General features: G+C 67.2%; 16 protein-coding genes, 1 tRNA gene and 1 riboswitch. Of the genes, 9 read left to right on the top strand and 8 right to left on the bottom strand.

What is annotated here, in order from left to right; translation table 11 throughout:
- The first annotated feature begins 37 nt into the window (after positions 1–37).
- A complete protein-coding gene (locus tag AC1DXI_RS12005; RefSeq protein ID WP_476938808.1) occupies positions 38–1,441 on the top strand; it encodes an MFS transporter in 1,404 nt (467 codons plus the stop codon).
- Here the strand turns inward: AC1DXI_RS12005 and AC1DXI_RS12000 are convergent.
- The 3 genes from AC1DXI_RS12000 to AC1DXI_RS11990 all read right to left on the bottom strand — a co-directional run bounded on the left by AC1DXI_RS12000 (position 1,374) and on the right by AC1DXI_RS11990 (position 2,966).
- On the bottom strand, positions 1,374–2,534 hold the full coding sequence (locus AC1DXI_RS12000; protein WP_476938807.1) for a N(5)-(carboxyethyl)ornithine synthase: 1,161 nt from the start codon (positions 2,532–2,534) through the stop codon (positions 1,374–1,376). The genes AC1DXI_RS12005 and AC1DXI_RS12000 overlap by 68 nt on opposite strands.
- Complete coding sequence (locus AC1DXI_RS11995) at positions 2,531–2,680, bottom strand: hypothetical protein (RefSeq protein ID WP_018774018.1); 150 nt, start codon at positions 2,678–2,680, stop codon at positions 2,531–2,533. The genes AC1DXI_RS12000 and AC1DXI_RS11995 overlap by 4 nt, the downstream gene beginning before the upstream one ends.
- A 212-nt stretch (positions 2,681–2,892) precedes the next feature.
- Positions 2,893–2,966 (bottom strand) — tRNA-Gly (locus tag AC1DXI_RS11990).
- Between the two features lie 417 nt (positions 2,967–3,383).
- Here AC1DXI_RS11990 and AC1DXI_RS11985 point away from each other — a divergent pair.
- On the top strand, positions 3,384–3,830 hold the full coding sequence (locus AC1DXI_RS11985) for an SRPBCC family protein (RefSeq protein WP_476938806.1): 447 nt from the start codon (positions 3,384–3,386) through the stop codon (positions 3,828–3,830).
- A gap of 78 nt (positions 3,831–3,908) precedes the next feature.
- Positions 3,909–4,484 (top strand): dCTP deaminase, encoded by a 576-nt coding sequence (gene dcd, locus AC1DXI_RS11980; protein WP_018774035.1) that lies wholly within the window; start codon positions 3,909–3,911, stop codon positions 4,482–4,484.
- A 90-nt stretch (positions 4,485–4,574) separates the two neighbouring features.
- Here the strand turns inward: dcd and AC1DXI_RS11975 are convergent, their stop codons facing one another.
- From AC1DXI_RS11975 to AC1DXI_RS11965, 3 genes are read right to left on the bottom strand one after another with little or no spacing between them, the layout of a single operon-like run.
- Entirely contained in the window at positions 4,575–5,771 is a 1,197-nt protein-coding gene (locus tag AC1DXI_RS11975; RefSeq protein WP_476938805.1) for a cation:proton antiporter, read from the bottom strand.
- Positions 5,772–5,776: 5 nt separating this feature from the next.
- Entirely contained in the window at positions 5,777–6,259 is a 483-nt protein-coding gene (locus tag AC1DXI_RS11970) for a cation:proton antiporter regulatory subunit (protein ID WP_018774037.1), read from the bottom strand.
- Between the two features lie 38 nt (positions 6,260–6,297).
- Positions 6,298–7,698 carry an MFS transporter gene (locus tag AC1DXI_RS11965; RefSeq protein WP_476938804.1) on the bottom strand — a complete coding sequence of 467 codons (1,401 nt, stop codon included), beginning with the start codon at positions 7,696–7,698 and terminating at the stop codon, positions 6,298–6,300.
- Between the two features lie 226 nt (positions 7,699–7,924).
- Here AC1DXI_RS11965 and AC1DXI_RS11960 point away from each other — a divergent pair, with 226 nt between their 5' ends.
- From AC1DXI_RS11960 to mnhG, 6 genes are read left to right on the top strand one after another with little or no spacing between them, the layout of a single operon-like run.
- On the top strand, positions 7,925–10,963 hold the full coding sequence (locus tag AC1DXI_RS11960) for a Na+/H+ antiporter subunit A (protein ID WP_476938803.1): 3,039 nt from the start codon (positions 7,925–7,927) through the stop codon (positions 10,961–10,963).
- Entirely contained in the window at positions 10,960–11,481 is a 522-nt protein-coding gene (locus AC1DXI_RS11955; protein ID WP_476938802.1) for a Na(+)/H(+) antiporter subunit C, read from the top strand. Before AC1DXI_RS11960 ends, AC1DXI_RS11955 begins: the two co-directional genes overlap by 4 nt.
- Positions 11,478–13,106: a Na+/H+ antiporter subunit D gene (locus AC1DXI_RS11950; RefSeq protein WP_476938801.1), complete on the top strand. Its 1,629-nt coding sequence runs from the start codon at positions 11,478–11,480 to the stop codon at positions 13,104–13,106. The genes AC1DXI_RS11955 and AC1DXI_RS11950 overlap by 4 nt, the downstream gene beginning before the upstream one ends.
- Complete coding sequence (locus AC1DXI_RS11945; protein ID WP_476938800.1) at positions 13,103–13,648, top strand: Na+/H+ antiporter subunit E; 546 nt, start codon at positions 13,103–13,105, stop codon at positions 13,646–13,648. Before AC1DXI_RS11950 ends, AC1DXI_RS11945 begins: the two co-directional genes overlap by 4 nt.
- Positions 13,645–13,923, top strand: coding sequence for an MrpF/PhaF family protein (locus tag AC1DXI_RS11940; RefSeq protein ID WP_018774043.1), 279 nt, complete (start codon positions 13,645–13,647; stop codon positions 13,921–13,923). Before AC1DXI_RS11945 ends, AC1DXI_RS11940 begins: the two co-directional genes overlap by 4 nt.
- Positions 13,924–13,954: 31 nt before the next feature.
- A complete protein-coding gene (gene mnhG / locus AC1DXI_RS11935; protein WP_476938841.1) occupies positions 13,955–14,308 on the top strand; it encodes a monovalent cation/H(+) antiporter subunit G in 354 nt (117 codons plus the stop codon).
- 68 nt (positions 14,309–14,376) lie between these two features.
- Here the strand turns inward: mnhG and AC1DXI_RS11930 are convergent, their stop codons facing one another.
- On the bottom strand, positions 14,377–14,640 hold the full coding sequence (locus AC1DXI_RS11930) for a DUF4235 domain-containing protein (RefSeq protein WP_476938799.1): 264 nt from the start codon (positions 14,638–14,640) through the stop codon (positions 14,377–14,379).
- Positions 14,641–14,680: 40 nt separating this feature from the next.
- A complete protein-coding gene (locus AC1DXI_RS11925; protein WP_476938798.1) occupies positions 14,681–15,226 on the bottom strand; it encodes a heme-degrading domain-containing protein in 546 nt (181 codons plus the stop codon).
- 187 nt (positions 15,227–15,413) lie between these two features.
- Positions 15,414–15,557: riboswitch (TPP riboswitch) on the top strand.
- Positions 15,558–15,582 lie beyond the last annotated feature (25 nt).

The raw sequence follows: 15,582 nt of genomic DNA, 5'->3' as shown, positions 1-15,582 counted from the left end.
TCCATCCCACTCACCCGCATCTTTTGAGGACTTTTCCGTGGCACCCCCTCCGCCGCTAGAGGCGAACGCAGCTTCCCTGCCGGACACCATCACCCAACCACTCGCCGTCGTCAACGAGCGCCTGCCCTGGCGCCACACCTTTATTTCGCTGAAGGTCCGCAACTTCCGCATCTTCGCGATCGGGCACTTCGTCGCCGTCATTGCGCTCTGGATGCAGCGGATCGCGCAGGATTGGATGGTGCTCCAGCTCTCCGGTTCCGTCACCGCCGTCGGCATCACCGTGGCCCTGCAGTTCCTGCCGTCCCTGTTCCTGGGCCCGTGGGCCGGCATGATGGCGGACCGCTTCGCGAAGCGGAAGATCCTCATGCTGTGCCAGTCTGTGGCCGCCGCGTTGGCCGCGGTCCTTGCCGTCCTGGCGCTCAGCCAGCGGATCGAAGTGGGGCAGGTCTACGCGATCGCGCTGGTCCTGGGCCTCGTGACCGTGCTGGACCAGCCGGCCCGCCAGGTGTTCGTCAACGAGCTCGTGGGCCCCGGCTACCTGCGAAACGCGATCAGTGTGAACTCCACGATCTTCCAGCTGGGCGGCCTGATCGGTCCTGCGATCGCCGGGCTCCTGCTGACCGCCGTGGGCGCGGGCTGGGCCTTTGCCGCCAACGCGGTGGCCTGCTGCTTCACCGTGGCCATGCTCCTGAGCCTGCGCACGGACCAGCTGCATGTCAGCACTCCGGCCGCCAAGCGCCGGGGCATGCTGCGGGAAGGGTTGGACTACGCGCTCAGCAAGCCGACCATCTACTGGCCCTGGCTGATGGCCGGGTTCATCGCGGTGTTCGCGATGAGCCTGCCGGTGCTGCTGGCCGCGTTCGCGGACCACGTGTACGACGCCGGTGCCGGCGGCTACGGGCTGCTCAACACGCTCGTGGCCCTCGGGGCCCTGGCCGGCGCCATCACCTCGGCCCGGCGGCGTGCCTTGCGGCTGCGCACCGTGGTGCTGGGCGCCGGAATGTACGGGCTCATGCTGTGCCTGGCTTCCCTGGCGCCGTCGATGGCGTGGTTTGGCGTGGCCATGGTTCTGGCCGGCTTCTGGTGCCTGATGTTCCTGACCGCCGCGAACCAGCTGGTCCAGGTCAGCGCCAACCTGGCCATCCGCGGGCGGGTGATGAGCCTGTACATCATGGTGCTGATCGGCGGCCAGGCGATCGGCGGCCCGATGATGGGCTGGCTGGCCGAGCACGCGGACCCGCACACCGCCGTCCTCGTTGCCGGCGGCGTGCCGGTGCTGGCCGCCGCGACCGTCGCCGTCGTCCTCGCCCGGCGCGGACAGCTGCTGTTGCGTGGATTCACGCAACAGCCGCCCTCTTTTGTATGGGAACTCCCTAGACCGCCCGGGGGCGGTGCGGGAACTCTGCCTCCCGCTGCTGGAACTGCAGCACATCCGGGTTGAGGACCACGCCGTCGCGGATTTCGATCGCTCGGCGGATGGTCTCGTTCTCCGCCCAGGCCTCGGGGCCCGAGACCACAGTATTGAGGAACGGAAGCAGCGCCTCGCTGATTTCCCAGCTGGAGGAATTCCAGAGGTAGGACGGGCTGTGGTCCACGGCGTAGTAGTCGATGTGGTCCCCGACTTTGAACATCGGTTCGGCGAAAGTGGTGGTTTTCGCCCAGCTGAAGCCCATGCCCTCGTCGCAGGAGACGTCGACGATCAGGCTGCCGGGCCGGAAAGCGGACAGGTCCTCGGTGCGCAGATAGGTCAGCGGCGCGTTGGGGTCCTGCAGCGTGCAGTTGACCACGATGTCACGCTCGGCGAGGAACGGCGCCAGCGGCACCCGCCCGCGCTCGGTAATGACCTCGCTGAGGAACGGCGCTTCGTTATCGTGGTCGAACTGCGCGATCCGGACCGAGTGGATGGGCGAGCCCACCGCGGCAACCCCGCGGTTGGTCAGCACCTGCACATCGTGGACGCCGTGGGCGTTCAACGCGGTCACGGCCCCGCGGGCGGTGGCCCCGAAGCCGATCACGACGGCGCTTAGCCGGCGGCCGTAGTCACCGGTGGACCCCGTCAGTGCGAGGGAGTGCAGCACGGAGCAGTAGCCGGCGAGCTCGTTGTTCTTGTGGAAGACATGGAGTCCGAAGCCGCCGTCGCTGGCCCAGTGGTTCATCGCCTCAAAAGCGATCAGCGTCAGTTTCTTGTCGATTGCCAGCTGGGTGATGGCCCGGTCCTGCACACAGTGCGGCCAGCCCCAGAGGACCTGCCCGTCGCGGAGCTCGGCCAGGTCCTCGGGCTGCGGCTTGGGCAGGAGGACGACGTCGGCGTCGGCCAGCAGCTGCTGCCGCGGTGCGATGCGCCCCACGAGCGGCGTGAGCTCGGCGTCGGAAAGGCCGAAGCGCTTGCCGTAGCCTTCCTCGAGGATTATCCGGTCCCGAATTTCCGGCGCGATGCGGTCCAGGTGCAGGGGGTGGATCGGGAGGCGCCGCTCGTCCGGTTTGCGCGTGGAGGCGAGGATGCCGAGAGTGAGGTAATTCGGTGTACCGGTCACTTCTTTTTGGGGCTCGCCGTCTTTGCGGCGGTCACTTTATCGAGGGAGCTGGCCGGCGCTGAAGCGGCCCTCTTGTCAGCGCGCTTTTCCTTGATGGATTTGCCGGATTTTTTGGATGCTGCTTGACGGGGGGATTTGTCAGCCATGATTGCTCCTGTAGCGGAACCGAAGAGGTTCCTGACTTCCGACGATACAGGTAGCAACCTAATGGGAGCCTGGGGGACATCCGGGCGCACAGGGCTTTCCGCTACGGTTTCGGACGGTGGCACCGTGGATCCACGGCGCCGCCGTCCTGCTTCGTGGCGGAGAACCGTTAGCGCTGCGGAAACCAGTGAGCGCTGGATGCTGTGGAGGCAATTGGAGCGGCTGACGGGAATCGAACCCGCGTATCAAGCTTGGGAAGCTAGCGCTCTACCATTGAGCTACAGCCGCAGTGGGACCGGCCTGAATTCCAGCCGTGAGTCCCGATCAACGAGGTTTACATTACCTCAGCCGCGGGCATTCTCCGAACAGGTCACTCGGGTGAAATCTAGGGCAGCATACCCCTCCGGCTGCCAGAGATGGCCGTTAATCCGCCGCGGAAAGCGGCCATCTCCGTCAAACGGGCGACCCGGCAGGTCCACGGTGCCTGAGGGAGGCGAGCCCAACTTCGATGCGACCGAGACTGACTAATAAGTAGCCGCTGTGACGTAGCCGCGGAGCCGACTACGGTCCGGCAAGCCGTAACTGTTCGGTAAAGGACCTGGAGCCGCCGCGGTACTGGCGGCCCCGGCGAATATCCTGAAGTGGTTAGCTGCAGTTCGGGGGAAGCGGGCTACGCCCATTGCCGTCCGCCGAGCAAGGATTTTTGTGGCATTCGCAGAGTACGACGTCGTCATCCACCGTGACGCCATGAGCGTGTACAACTTCCTCCTGGACCCGGCCCACCTGCCGCTCTGGCGGGAAGGGGTCCGGAGCGTGGAACTCCTCTCCGGTGCCGCCGGTGCCAAAGGTGCCGTGTACCGGCAGACGGTCGCCGGACCCGGCGGACGACCCGTGGCCGCGGACTTCGAAATCGTCGAAGCCCGGACGGGGGCGGAGATCCAGTACCAGGTCATTGTCGGGCCGGCCCGGCCGCACGGCGGCTACTACCTGAGCACGGAGGGTCCCAGCACCCGCGTCCGGTTCGCCCTGAAGTACGAGCCCAGGGGGTTCGTGGTCCGGATGAGGAACCCCTTCCGCCGGCGAATGAAGGCCGAGGTCGGCCAACTCGAGCGGCTCAAGTCCCTCCTCGAAGATATGCCCGCCACGGAATAGACGGACCGGTGAAGTAACACTGGGTGGCTGCACCCGCCCGTGAAGCCGGGCAGGGCGCCGTGCGGTATTTTTGAACCTGTGCTGATCTCTGACCGCGACATTCGAACCGAAATTGACTCCCAGCGGATTGTCCTCGAGCCCTTCGACCCCGAGATGGTCCAGCCGTCCTCGGTGGACGTCAGGATCGATAAGTTCTTCCGGCTGTTCGACAACCACAAATACGCCCACATTGACCCGGCCGAGGAGCAGCCCGAGCTGACCCGTCTGGTGGAAGTGGAGTCCGGCGAGCCGTTTATCCTGCACCCGGGGGAGTTCGTCCTTGGCTCCACCTACGAGACCGTGACGCTGCCGGATGACATCGCGGCCCGCCTCGAGGGCAAGTCCTCGCTCGGCCGGCTCGGCCTGCTGACGCACTCGACGGCGGGTTTCATCGATCCCGGATTCTCGGGCCACGTCACGCTGGAACTGTCCAACATGGCCACGCTGCCCATCAAGCTCTGGCCCGGCATGAAGATCGGCCAGCTGTGCTTCTTCCGGCTGTCCTCGGCGGCGGAGCACCCCTACGGTTCGGGGGAATACGGCAACCGCTACCAGGGCCAGCGCGGCCCCACAGCCAGCCGCAGCCACCTGAATTTCCACCTCACGAACATCTAGCCCCGGGCATCTAGCCGGACGGCTACGCCAGGCAGCCACGCCAGGCATCCGGCCAGGCCGCCGGCGCGCTGACTCGCAGCGGGGGCAGCCTTACGCCGGGCCGGAGGTCCGGAACGCGGGCCGCCGCACGGGACGGCGCAGGAGCCGGACCAGCGGCTCCACGAAGCGGGCGGCCAGCGGCCCCGCGATCGCCATGATCAGAACGTAGGCGGTGGCGAGGGCTGCCAGATCCGGGGGTACCACGCCGGAGGCAACGGCCAGGCCGGCGATGACAATCGAGAACTCGCCGCGTGCGATCAGGGCGGCGCCCGCGCGGTAGCGGCCGGGAATGCCAATCCCGGCCCGTTTTGCCGCCCAGTACCCGGTGATCATCTTGGTGGCTGCCGTCACCAGGGCCAGCAGCAGGGCCCAGCCCAGGACCGGGGGGATGGACCGGGGGTCGGTGTTGAGGCCAAAAACCACAAAGAAGAGGGCCGCGAAGAGGTCACGGAGCGGTTCCAGGACGCGGGTGGCGCTGTGGGCCGTGGCGCCGGAAATCGCGATGCCGAGCATGAATGCGCCCACCGCCGCTGAAACCTGCATGGCTGCGGCGAGCCCCGCGACAAGAAGCGCCGCGCCCAGCAGGTTGAGCAGGAAAACCTCGGAGTTTTCGCTGTGCACGGCCTTGGACACGTGGTGTCCATGCCGTAGGGCCACCACCAGGACCAGGCTGACGACGGCCAGGGAGATCCCCACCGTCTGCAGCCCCAGCAGGAAGCTGACACCGGCCAGCGTGGCGGTCAGGACCGGCAGGTACACGGCCATGGCGAGGTCCTCAAAGACCAGGATGGACAGGACCACCGGGGTTTCCCGGTTGCCGATCCGGCCAAGATCCGTGATGACCTTGGCGGCGATCCCGGACGAAGATATGTAGGTGACGCCCCCCATCACCATGGCCCCCACGACGCCCCATCCCAGCATCAGGGCGAGCCCGGCACCGGGCAGGAAATTGAGCAGCAGGTCCAGGACGCCGGCCTGCCAGGACCGCCGCAGGCCAGTGACGAGCTCGGACGCCGTATATTCCAGCCCAAGCATAAGCAGCAGGAGAATTACGCCGATCTCGCCGGAAAGGTGCGCGAACTCGTGCATGCCTTCGAGCTTGACCAGGCCCCCGGCCCCGAAGAACAGCCCGCCCACCAGATAGAGCGGGATGGGGGACATGCCGATCCGCCCGGCCAGTCTGGCCAGCAGGCCGAGGCAGAAGACGACGGCCCCCAGCTCGATCAGGGTCAGCGCGAGCGGATCCATGCCGCTTATCCGTTGCGCAGGATGCCGGCCGCCGTGTCCAGGCCTTCTTGTGTGCCCACCGCAACGAGGAGGTCACCGGGATGAAGGACGACGTCGGGTCCCGGGGAGGGCAGGACCTCCCCTTCGCGCATGATGGCCACGATCGAGACCCCGCTGCGGGTCCGGATGCAGGCCTTCCCCATCGGCTGGTTCTGGAAGGGGGACTCAGCGCTGATCGAAAACTGGCGCGTGACAATGCCCGGGATTTCCCGATGGGCTTCCGAGAGCTGCATGGCGATGCGCTGGCCGCCCAGGAGGTTGCCCAGGGCTGCGGCCTCGTCCGCGGTCAGCGGGACGGAGGCCTGGCAAGTGTCAGGATCGTCCCAGGTCGAGACGATGAGTTCCGTCTGGCCCTCGCGATATTCGACCACGCCGATCCGGCGTCCGGAGGCAGTCATAAAGTCCTTGCGCCGGCCGAGGCCGGGGAGGTCCGTCTCATCCACGTTCATAACATCAGCCTAGTGCGCGAACCGGTGATTCGGCCGTCTCAGGACTCGGGGACGATCGCGATTTCGGTCTGGTCGGGGGCCTTGACCGGCAGGAGCACAAGCAGGCCCACGAGCAGCACCACCATGATGCCGAGGATGCCCCAGCGCTGGGCCTCACCGGTGGCCACAAAGGGGGTGGCGACGGCGATGCACAGCGTGAAGAGGGCAGGGGCGAGGAAGCTCACGGCCCGGCCGGTGGTGGCGTAGAGGCCGAACAGCTCGCCGGATTCGCCGTGCGGGGCGAGCCGGGCGAGGTAGGCGCGGGAGGACGACTGGGCCGGTCCCACGAAGAGGCACAGCAGCAGGCCAAAGACCCAGAACGTGGTGGTCCCGGCCCAGGCCATCCCAACGAACTCGTAACTCCCGTTGCCGAGGACCAGGATCGCGGTACCCGCGACCAGCAGGCCGGCGAGGGACCCGATAATCACGGTCTTCGGCCCGATCCGGTCATCCAGGAAGCCGCCGAGGATGGCGCCGACGGCCGCCACGACATTTCCGAAGATCGCGAAGAAGATGACGTCCTTGAGCTCGAAGCCAAAGGTGCCGGCCGCGATCACACCGCCAAAGGTGAAAACCGCTGCCAGCCCGTCCCGGAAGATGGCGCTCGCGAGGAGGAAGTAGATCGTGTGCGGGCTGGTCCGGTAGATCGCCTTGATGCGCCGGACGAGCAGGCCGTAGGAGGCGAGGAACCCCAGGCCCGCGCCCCGGTCCGAGCGTGGCAGCTCCGGGACCGCGAACAGCACGGGCAAGGCAAAGACGAGGAACCACAGCGCCGAGAACACCGCCACCAGCCGGATGTTCAGGCTGTCCGCGGTGGAGGCGCCAAACCAGTTCAGGCTGGGCTGGACAAAGAGCTGGAGCACAACCAGCAACGCCACAATGCCACCGAGATACCCCATTCCCCAGCCGAAGCCGCTCACTTTGCCGATGTTCCGCGGGGTGGAGATCTGGGTGAGCATGGCGTTGTAGTTGACCCCGGCAAACTCGAAGAAGACGTTGCCCAGCGCTATGAGCGTGACGCCCAGGATCAGGAAGTCCGGCCGTGGGAAAACAAAGAAGCACAGCCCGGTCAGGACGACGACGGCGGCCGTGTTGACCCCCAGCCACAGTTTCCGCCGGCCGCCCGTGTCCGAGCGCTGCCCGGTGACCGGGGCCAGGAGGGCAACGGCCAACCCGGCGACGGCCAGCGCGGCGCCCAGGACTGCCGAGGCCTGGTCCTCCCCGCCGAATGCCTTGGAGGTCAGGTAGACGGTGAAAACAAACGTTGTCATGACGGCGTTGAAGGCTGACGAACCCCAGTCCCACGAGGCCCACGCGAGGATCCAGCCCCGGTGCGGGACAGGACTTCCCGATTCCAGTTCCGAGGGGCGCATGTCCTCTGGGGCGGCGGCAGTGTTCATAGCCAGCATCGTAGCCGCCCTGCGGGTCCTCCGAGGGGCAGCCGGCAGCGGGTTTTGCCAGGCCGAGCTTGGCCCCGGCTTCACATTTGCGTCGAATTGTTCAGCGGCCGGTGTCCCAGCCAAAAGAATTTGTACACGCTTGGTAAACTGTCGGCACCGAACCTAACAAATGACCCGCCTGCTCCAACTTGCTGACAATCGACTTTCTGACGTTGCGGAGATACCAGTGATCACAGTCCTTGCCGTGCACTTTGCGGTGGCTGCTGTGGCCCCGCTGCTGTTCCGAAAGTTTGGCAGGAATTCGTTCTTCGCCCTGGCCGCGGTCCCCGCGGCCTCGTTTATCTGGCTGCTGCTGCAGCACGACGCAGTTTATTCAGGTTCTGACGGCGCGATTACCGAAGTGATCCCCTGGATTCCCGGGCTGCAGCTCGCACTCGCGTTCCGGATGGACGCCCTGGCGTGGGTCATGTCCCTGCTGGTGCTGGGCGTGGGTGCGCTGGTGCTGGTCTATTGCGCCCGCTACTTCAAGGACAAGGACGACTACCTCGGCGGTTTCGGCGCCCAGCTCCTGGCCTTCGCCGGGGCGATGTTCGGCCTCGTCACCGCTGATGACCTCCTGCTGCTGTTCATCTTCTGGGAACTGACCACGGTGCTGTCCTACCTGCTGATCGGCTACGCCCGCACCCGGCTGTCCGCGCGGCGCTCGGCGTTGCAGGCACTCGTGGTGACCACCGCCGGCGGCCTGGCCATGCTCGTGGGGCTCATCATGCTCGGTTCGACGGCCGGGACCTACCGGATCCAGGCCATCATGGACCTGGCTCCCACCCTGGTCGCCGGCCCCGCGGGCGGGGCAGTGAACGCCGCCGTCGTCCTCATCCTGATCGGTGCGATCACCAAATCCGCCCTGGTGCCCTTCCACTTCTGGCTCCCGGGCGCGATGGCTGCCCCCACCCCCGTGAGCGCCTACCTGCACGCCGCGGCCATGGTGAAGGCCGGGATCTACCTCGTGGCCCGGCTGGCCCCCGGATTCGCGGACACCGCGCCGTGGCTGCCGATCGTGCTCGGCCTGGGCCTGGCCACCATGCTGGTGGGCGGCTACCGGGCCCTCCGGCAGACCGACATCAAGCTCATCCTCGCCTATGGCACCGTGAGCCAGCTGGGCTTCATGACCATGGTGGTGGGCCTCGGCACCCCCGACGCGGCACTCGCCGGAATAGCCCTGCTCCTCGCGCACGGGCTGTTCAAGGCCACGCTCTTCCTGGTGGTGGGCATCATCGACCACCAGTCCGGAACCCGGGACATCCGCGAGCTCTCCGGCGTCTATGGCTCGGCCAGGGCACTGGCGGTCGTAGCGGCGATCGGCGCGGCCTCGATGGCGGGCGTGCCCCCGCTGGCCGGCTTCGTCGCCAAGGAATCGGTGTTCGAGGCCTTCCTTCAGTACAAGACGGAGACAGGGACAGGGCCCTGGCTGCTGGCGGGTGTGGTCCTGGGCTCCATCCTGACCTTCGCCTACAGCGCCCGGTTCATGTGGGGAGCCTTCGCAGTCAAGCCCGGCGTGGAGCCCACGGCTTTCAAGCCGGTCAAACCGGCGTTCCTCGCCGCACCGGCGATCCTGAGCCTCCTCACCGTCCTTTACGGACTGTGGCCGGCCCCCGTTGACGCTTGGATCCAGCCCTATGCGGAGCTTTTTGTGCACGGTTCCGAGGCCCCGCCCGGGCACCTGGCGCTGTGGCACGGCATCACCCCGGCCCTGGGCCTGACGGCAGTGACGTTCGTCCTGGGCCTGGCCATGTTCTACGGCCGCAATGCTGTGGCCCGGCTGCAGGCGCTGGTGCCGGGCTGGATCGACAGCGACCGTGCCTACCAGCAGACCATCGGCGCCCTGGACGACACCGCGGTCTGGGTCACCGGCCGGACCCAGCGAGGTTCGCTGTTCTTCTACCTGTCCGTCATCCTGACCGTGGCCTTCGTCCTGCCGCTGACGGCGCTGCTGCTGGCCAACAAACCCCTGCCGCCCGGCCTCTATGTCATCGATCCCGGCTCGCCGCTGCAGCTGGTGGCCGGCGCCGGGATCGTGATCGGGGCGCTGGCAGCGGTGCGCGCCAACAAACGGTTCCTGGCCGTCCTGATGGTGTCCGTCACCGGCTACGGGATTGCCATGATGTTCGCCCTGCAGGGGGCCCCGGACCTTGCCCTGACCCAGATGCTCGTCGAAACCATGATCCTGGTGGCGTTCGTGCTGGCCATGCGGAGCCTTCCGCCGGGGCTGCGGGACCGCACCGGCGGCAAATACCGGGTTATCCGCGTGGTGATCGGCCTGGCATTCGGCGTCACCATGATTTTCGTGGCCATCCACGCCCTCGGCGCCCGGGTGGCACCGCCGGTTTCCCTGCAGTTCCCGCAACTGGCCTATGAGGGCGGCGGCGGCCTCAACGTCGTCAACGTGACCCTGGTGGACATACGGGCCTGGGACACCTTCGGCGAGATTTCCGTCCTGGCCCTGGCCGCCACCGGCGTGGCCAGCCTCATATTCGTCCGCGGCCGCGGCGACCGCATCCGGACAGCCGCGACCGTCGAGGAAGGCACAGTGGGACGGCGGACCGGGGCCAGAGGCAGCAGGGAGGATGCCGCCCTGGCGATGAACCGGCGGTTCGCTGCCGCCACGCGTGACGCCTGGCTGGTGGCCGGCCGGACCCTGGCCCCCGAACGCCGCTCGATCATTTTCGAGGTGGTCACCCGGCTCATCTTCCACTCGATGATCGTGTTCTCCATCTATCTGCTGCTCGCCGGCCACAACCTGCCCGGTGGTGGCTTCGCCGGCGGCCTCACCGCCGGCCTCGCCCTGACCATCCGCTACCTGGCCGGCGGCCGCTTCGAACTCCGCGAAGCCACACCCGTCGGCGCCGGCACCTTGCTGGGGATCGGACTGGCCACGGCGGCGGCCGCCGGAATGACGCCGTTGCTGCTGGGCGGCCAGGTGTTCCAGAGCGCCATCGTGGAGCTGTGGCTGCCCGTCTTCGGCGACATCAAGTTCGTCACCTCGACCATCTTCGACATCGGTGTCTACGTCGTGGTCGTCGGGCTCGCTCTGGACGTGCTGCGCAGCCTCGGTGCGGAGATCGACGAGCACTTCGAAGAACAACCCGAGCCGTCCGAAGAGGTGCCCGCTGAAGAGGGGCGTTCCGAAGAGGACGACGACGGAGTCCCCGGCGGAGTCCCCGCCGAGGCGGATGACGCCGAAACCACCGCCAAGGGGAGAACATGAGCGTCAACCTGACCCTGCTGACGGTCATGGGCGCCCTCTACGCCTGTGGCATCTACCTGCTCCTGGAACGCAGCCTCACCCGGGTCCTGCTGGGCCTCATGCTGCTGGCCAACGCCACCAACCTGCTGATCCTCGCCACCGGCGGCTACTCCGGTCTGGCGCCGCTGTTCGCCAAGGACACCGCGGCGGGGGACTACAACGACCCCCTGCCGCAGGCCCTGATCCTGACCTCGATCGTGATCTCCTTCGCCGTCACGGCGTTCATGCTGGGCATCATCTACCGCACCTGGGTCCTGGCCCGCCAGGATGAAATCCAGGACGACGCCGAGGACCGCCGCGTCGCGCAGACGCCAAGCTTCGATGCCGAGGACGACTCCGTGATCCCGGTCGAGACTTCAGAGTTCCCACTGGCCACGGTCATGTCCGGTGACCGCGCCGTGCGGGCCGACAAGGCCGCCTCTGAAGAGCAGCCCGGCTCCCTCAACGTTGACCCCAGCCCGGAAGGAGGCGGAAAGTGACCATCACCAGCCTTGCCCCGCTCGCCGTCGTACTCCCCATCCTGGGCGCCGCCCTGACATTCCTGCTCATCCATCACCCCCGGGTCCAGCGCGCGGTCAGCATCGCCGTGCTGACCCTGACCCTGCTGCTGGAATGCTGGCTGCTGGCCTCCGTCTGGGATGGCGTGACGGCCGCGGTGAACATCGGCGGCTGGCTGCCGCCCTGGGGCGTCGTGCTGGTGGTGGACCAGTTCTCCTCCCTCATGCTCGTGGTGTCCTCGGCCGTGAGCCTCGCGGTGCTGATCTACGCAACCGGACAGGGCATGGCCGACGGCGACCGCGACGCGCCGGTCTCGATCTTCCACCCGACCTACCTGATCCTCGTAGCCGGGGTGTCCAACGCCTTCCTCACCGGGGACCTCTTCAACCTCTACGTCGGCTTCGAGATCCTGCTGACGGCCAGCTACGTGCTCATCACCCTCGGCGGGACAGGCCCGCGCATCCGGGCCGGCGTGACCTACGTGGTGGTGTCCGTCGTGTCGTCGGTGCTGTTCCTGATCGCGATCGCCATGATCTACGGTGCCACCGGAACCATCAACATGGCGGACCTCGCCATCAAGCTCGGGGAACTCGACCAGGGCACGCGGACGCTGCTGCACGTCATGCTGCTGGTGGCCTTCGGCATCAAGGCCGCAGTGTTCCCGCTGTCCTTCTGGCTCCCTGACTCGTACCCCACCGCACCGGCCCCGGTCACGGCGGTGTTTGCCGGGCTGCTGACCAAGGTGGGCGTCTATGCGATGGTCCGGACGGAAACGCTGCTCTTCCCGGGGGATGCGCTCAACGGCCCGCTCATGGTCGCCGCGCTGCTGACCATGGTGGTGGGCATCCTCGGCGCCCTGGCCCAAAGCGACATCAAGAGGCTCCTGTCCTTCACCCTGGTCAGCCATATTGGCTACATGGTGTTCGGCCTGGCCATGTCCACGGTGGCCGGCCTGGGCGCCGCGGTGTTCTACGTGGCCCACCACATCACCGTCCAGACCAGCCTGTTCCTGGTGACCGGCCTGATTGAACGCCGTGGCGGCAGCTCATCCATGGACCGCGTGGCGGGGCTGGCCAAGCTCTCCCCGGTCTTGGGGGTCCTGTTCTTCATTCCCGCCATGAACCTCGCCGGAATCCCGCCGTTCTCGGGTTTCCTGGGCAAGCTGGGGCTGCTTCAGGCAGGCGTGGAACTGGGAACGCCGCTGGCCTACGCCCTGGTGATCGGCGGCGTGCTGACGAGCCTGCTGACCCTGCTGGCGATCGCGAGGGTCTGGAACCGGGCGTTCTGGCGCAAGCCCGAGGACGCCGAACACCCCGATCCGGTGCTCCTGGCAGCGCCGGCCGACTCCGCCACGGGTGACCGGGCCGGCAAGACGAATGTGACCCTGCTGCCCCGCACCATGGTGGGCTCCACCTTGGGCCTGGTGGTTTTTGGCGTGGCCCTGACCGTCTTTGCCGGGCCGCTGTTCAGGGTGGCAGACCAGTCCGCCCAGGAGATGCTGGACCGGACCTCGTACATCCAGGCTGTGCTCGGCCAGGACGCGCCCGTGCCGCCGGTGCCCCCGTCAGTCCATCCGGTGCAGGGCCAGGAGGGCAGCGGGAAATGAACCGGAAAAGGATCTCACTGCGCCAGGAACTGCCCCTGCTGGTGTGGCTCGTCTTTGTCTGGGGCGCACTCTGGCAGAACTTCAGCCCGGGCAATCTCCTCTTCGGAGCCCTCATCGCGGTGCTCGTGGCGCGCATTTTCTATCTGCCCCCGGTGGAACTCGGCGGCCGCTTCAACGTGCTCCGCGCCGTGCCCTTCGCCCTCATCTTCCTTGGAAAAGTCGTCGCGGCAAGCTTCCAGGTCATGTACCTGGCCGTGGTCCGCGGCCCGGACGTGGTCAGCGCAATCGTCGCCGTGCCGCTCCGGAGCCATTCGGACCTTCTGGTCACGGCCACCGGGCATGTGATCTCGCTGATTCCCGGGTCCCTCGTGGTGGAGGTGGACAGGTCAACGTCCACGCTCTACATCCACGGCATCAACGTCCGCAATGCCGGGGACGCAGCCAAGCTGCGCAAAGAGGTCCGGGACACCGAGGCCGGGCTGATCCGGATCATGGGGACCAAAGACGAACTTTCCGCACTGACACAGGAGATCGCCGCATGATGCAGACCGTCCTGACGGTGACCGCCGTCGTACTGTCCCTGGCCGCCGCGGGGGCGATCGTCAGGATCGCGCGGGGGCCCTCGCTGCTGGACCGGGTTCTCGCCGCAGACGTGTTGCTGGCCATCTTCGGCGCAGCCTTGTGCATCGACATGGCCGCCAACCGGCACCTCAACAACCTGATGCTGCTCGTTGCGATTTCCCTGATCGGCTTCGTCGGCTCGGTCACCGTAGCCCGGTTCGTGGCCGACAGGCGGGAGGGCGTCCGTGAATCCTGACATAGTGATCGACGCCGTCTCCGGCGTGTTCATGGTGACCGGTGCCCTGATGTCCCTCGCCGCCGCCATCGGGCTGCTGCGGTTCCCGGACCTCATGAGCAGGATGCACGCGGCCACCAAACCGCAGGTCCTCGGCCTGTTCCTGCTGCTGGCGGCGCTCGGCCTGCAGATGCGCACCTGGTCGGTGTGGCCCGTCCTGCTGGTGGCCTGGCTCTTCCAGCTGCTCACCGTCCCCGTGTCCGCCCACATGGTGGGCCGGGCCGGCTACCGGACCAAGCACCTGCACCCGGAGCTGCTGAGCTCCGATGAGCTCGAGGCCGTAGTCCAGAAGGCCGCCCGGCAGGCGGCCACGCACGGAGCGGACGACGACGAAGCCGGCCGCTGAACCCGTTGGCCGGCGCCGTGGCCAGCGCTTCGACCGCAGCGGCCGGGACAGCGGCTAGTCGGGTCCGGTCAGACGATGTCCTGGGTCTTCGCGAAGCGGGTGATCGCGCGCTGGGTGCCGCGGTTGGCGAGCACCTGGATGATGGCGCTGACCGATGCGGAGATCAGCGCGAAGGTCAGGGCCGAGCGCAGGGTGGTGGGGACGTCGTCCTCCTGGCCCTTGGGCGGCTTGTTGCCCGTCGACTTCTCCCAGATGGTGTCCACGAGCTTGGTGCCGGCAAAGCCGGCGAGGAGGCTGACGCCGGTGCCGAGCAGCTTGATGAGGATGTTCATTCTTCGGTCTCCTTGGGACGGGAACGGTTTTTCCCCTAGCCTAGCGTTCCGGGGTGAGGACCATCCGCAGGGCCTCGACCACCAGTTCGTGATCCGTCTTCTGGGGCAGGCCGGAGACGGTGACAACGGCAACGGCACCCGTGCCGCGCACGTAGACGGGGAACGCCCCGCCGTGGGCGGCGAACTCCGACTGGTCCCACCAGGCGTTGTCCTCGATCCTTCCGCCTGCAGCGCGGGCCCGGAGGCCCACCAGCAGGGACGGGACCTCGTACCGCATGGCGGTGCGCTTCTTGGCGTTGATCCAGCGTTCGTTGTCCGGTGTGGCGCCGTCCAGCGCGGCGTGAAAGAGCACCTGCTCGCCTTTGGTGATGTCGACGGCGATGGGCAGCGAGCGTTGCCTGCCCAGCTCGACAAGGAGGAGCCCGAGGTCCAGGGCGTCATCCTTGCTGAACGACGCGAACTGGAGCGCCTCCATCTCGGCCAGCACGCGGCCGATGAGCGCCGCCAGGGAACCCTGCGGCTGCGGCTCCCTCGAATCGGGATCGTATTCCCCGGAGGGACCTTGTGTGGCCGGTGAGTGCGACAAAATATTCCAGCTTTCCGGTGGGTGATGAGGCCGCCCGCTGGCGGGTCCGGGTGTCCGACACGACGACTCTACCAAGATGGTTTTCCCGGCCGCCGGGACCGCCGCAGTCCGGTCCACGATTGTGACGGCACCCCACTGAAAACCCGGCCGTCCGGGTGTAAACTGAGCCAGCCCACAAGGGCGAAAACAATTACGACAGGGGAGCGCCGCCGTCGGGCATCGCCGGCAAAATCCGGGGAAACCTTTGGTGGGCGCTGAGAGTGCGGACAGCCGCAGACCCTCGAACCTGATCCGGTTAGTACCGGCGCAAGGGAGTCGAGTTCTCAGGGTGCGCGGAGGGCGGCGGAAGCCGAGTC

The organism is Arthrobacter sp. P1_H7, assembly GCF_056405215.1.
Note: the sequence above shows the minus strand (reverse complement) of the source record. Positions and strands in the feature narration are given on the sequence as shown.

What these genes read in the sequence shown, in the direction of transcription:
- AC1DXI_RS11970 (WP_018774037.1), bottom strand. Translation starts at nt 6,259, where the DNA reads ATGAACGTGGATGAGACGGACCTCCCCGGCCTCGGCCGGCGCAAGGAC.
- AC1DXI_RS11975 (WP_476938805.1), bottom strand. Translation starts at nt 5,771, where the DNA reads ATGGATCCGCTCGCGCTGACCCTGATCGAGCTGGGGGCCGTCGTCTTC.
- AC1DXI_RS11940 (WP_018774043.1), top strand. Translation starts at nt 13,645, where the DNA reads ATGATGCAGACCGTCCTGACGGTGACCGCCGTCGTACTGTCCCTGGCC.
- AC1DXI_RS11930 (WP_476938799.1), bottom strand. Translation starts at nt 14,640, where the DNA reads ATGAACATCCTCATCAAGCTGCTCGGCACCGGCGTCAGCCTCCTCGCC.
- AC1DXI_RS11955 (WP_476938802.1), top strand. Translation starts at nt 10,960, where the DNA reads ATGAGCGTCAACCTGACCCTGCTGACGGTCATGGGCGCCCTCTACGCC.
- mnhG (WP_476938841.1), top strand. Translation starts at nt 13,955, where the DNA reads ATGGTGACCGGTGCCCTGATGTCCCTCGCCGCCGCCATCGGGCTGCTG.
- AC1DXI_RS11995 (WP_018774018.1), bottom strand. Translation starts at nt 2,680, where the DNA reads ATGGCTGACAAATCCCCCCGTCAAGCAGCATCCAAAAAATCCGGCAAA.
- AC1DXI_RS11965 (WP_476938804.1), bottom strand. Translation starts at nt 7,698, where the DNA reads ATGAACACTGCCGCCGCCCCAGAGGACATGCGCCCCTCGGAACTGGAA.
- AC1DXI_RS11945 (WP_476938800.1), top strand. Translation starts at nt 13,103, where the DNA reads ATGAACCGGAAAAGGATCTCACTGCGCCAGGAACTGCCCCTGCTGGTG.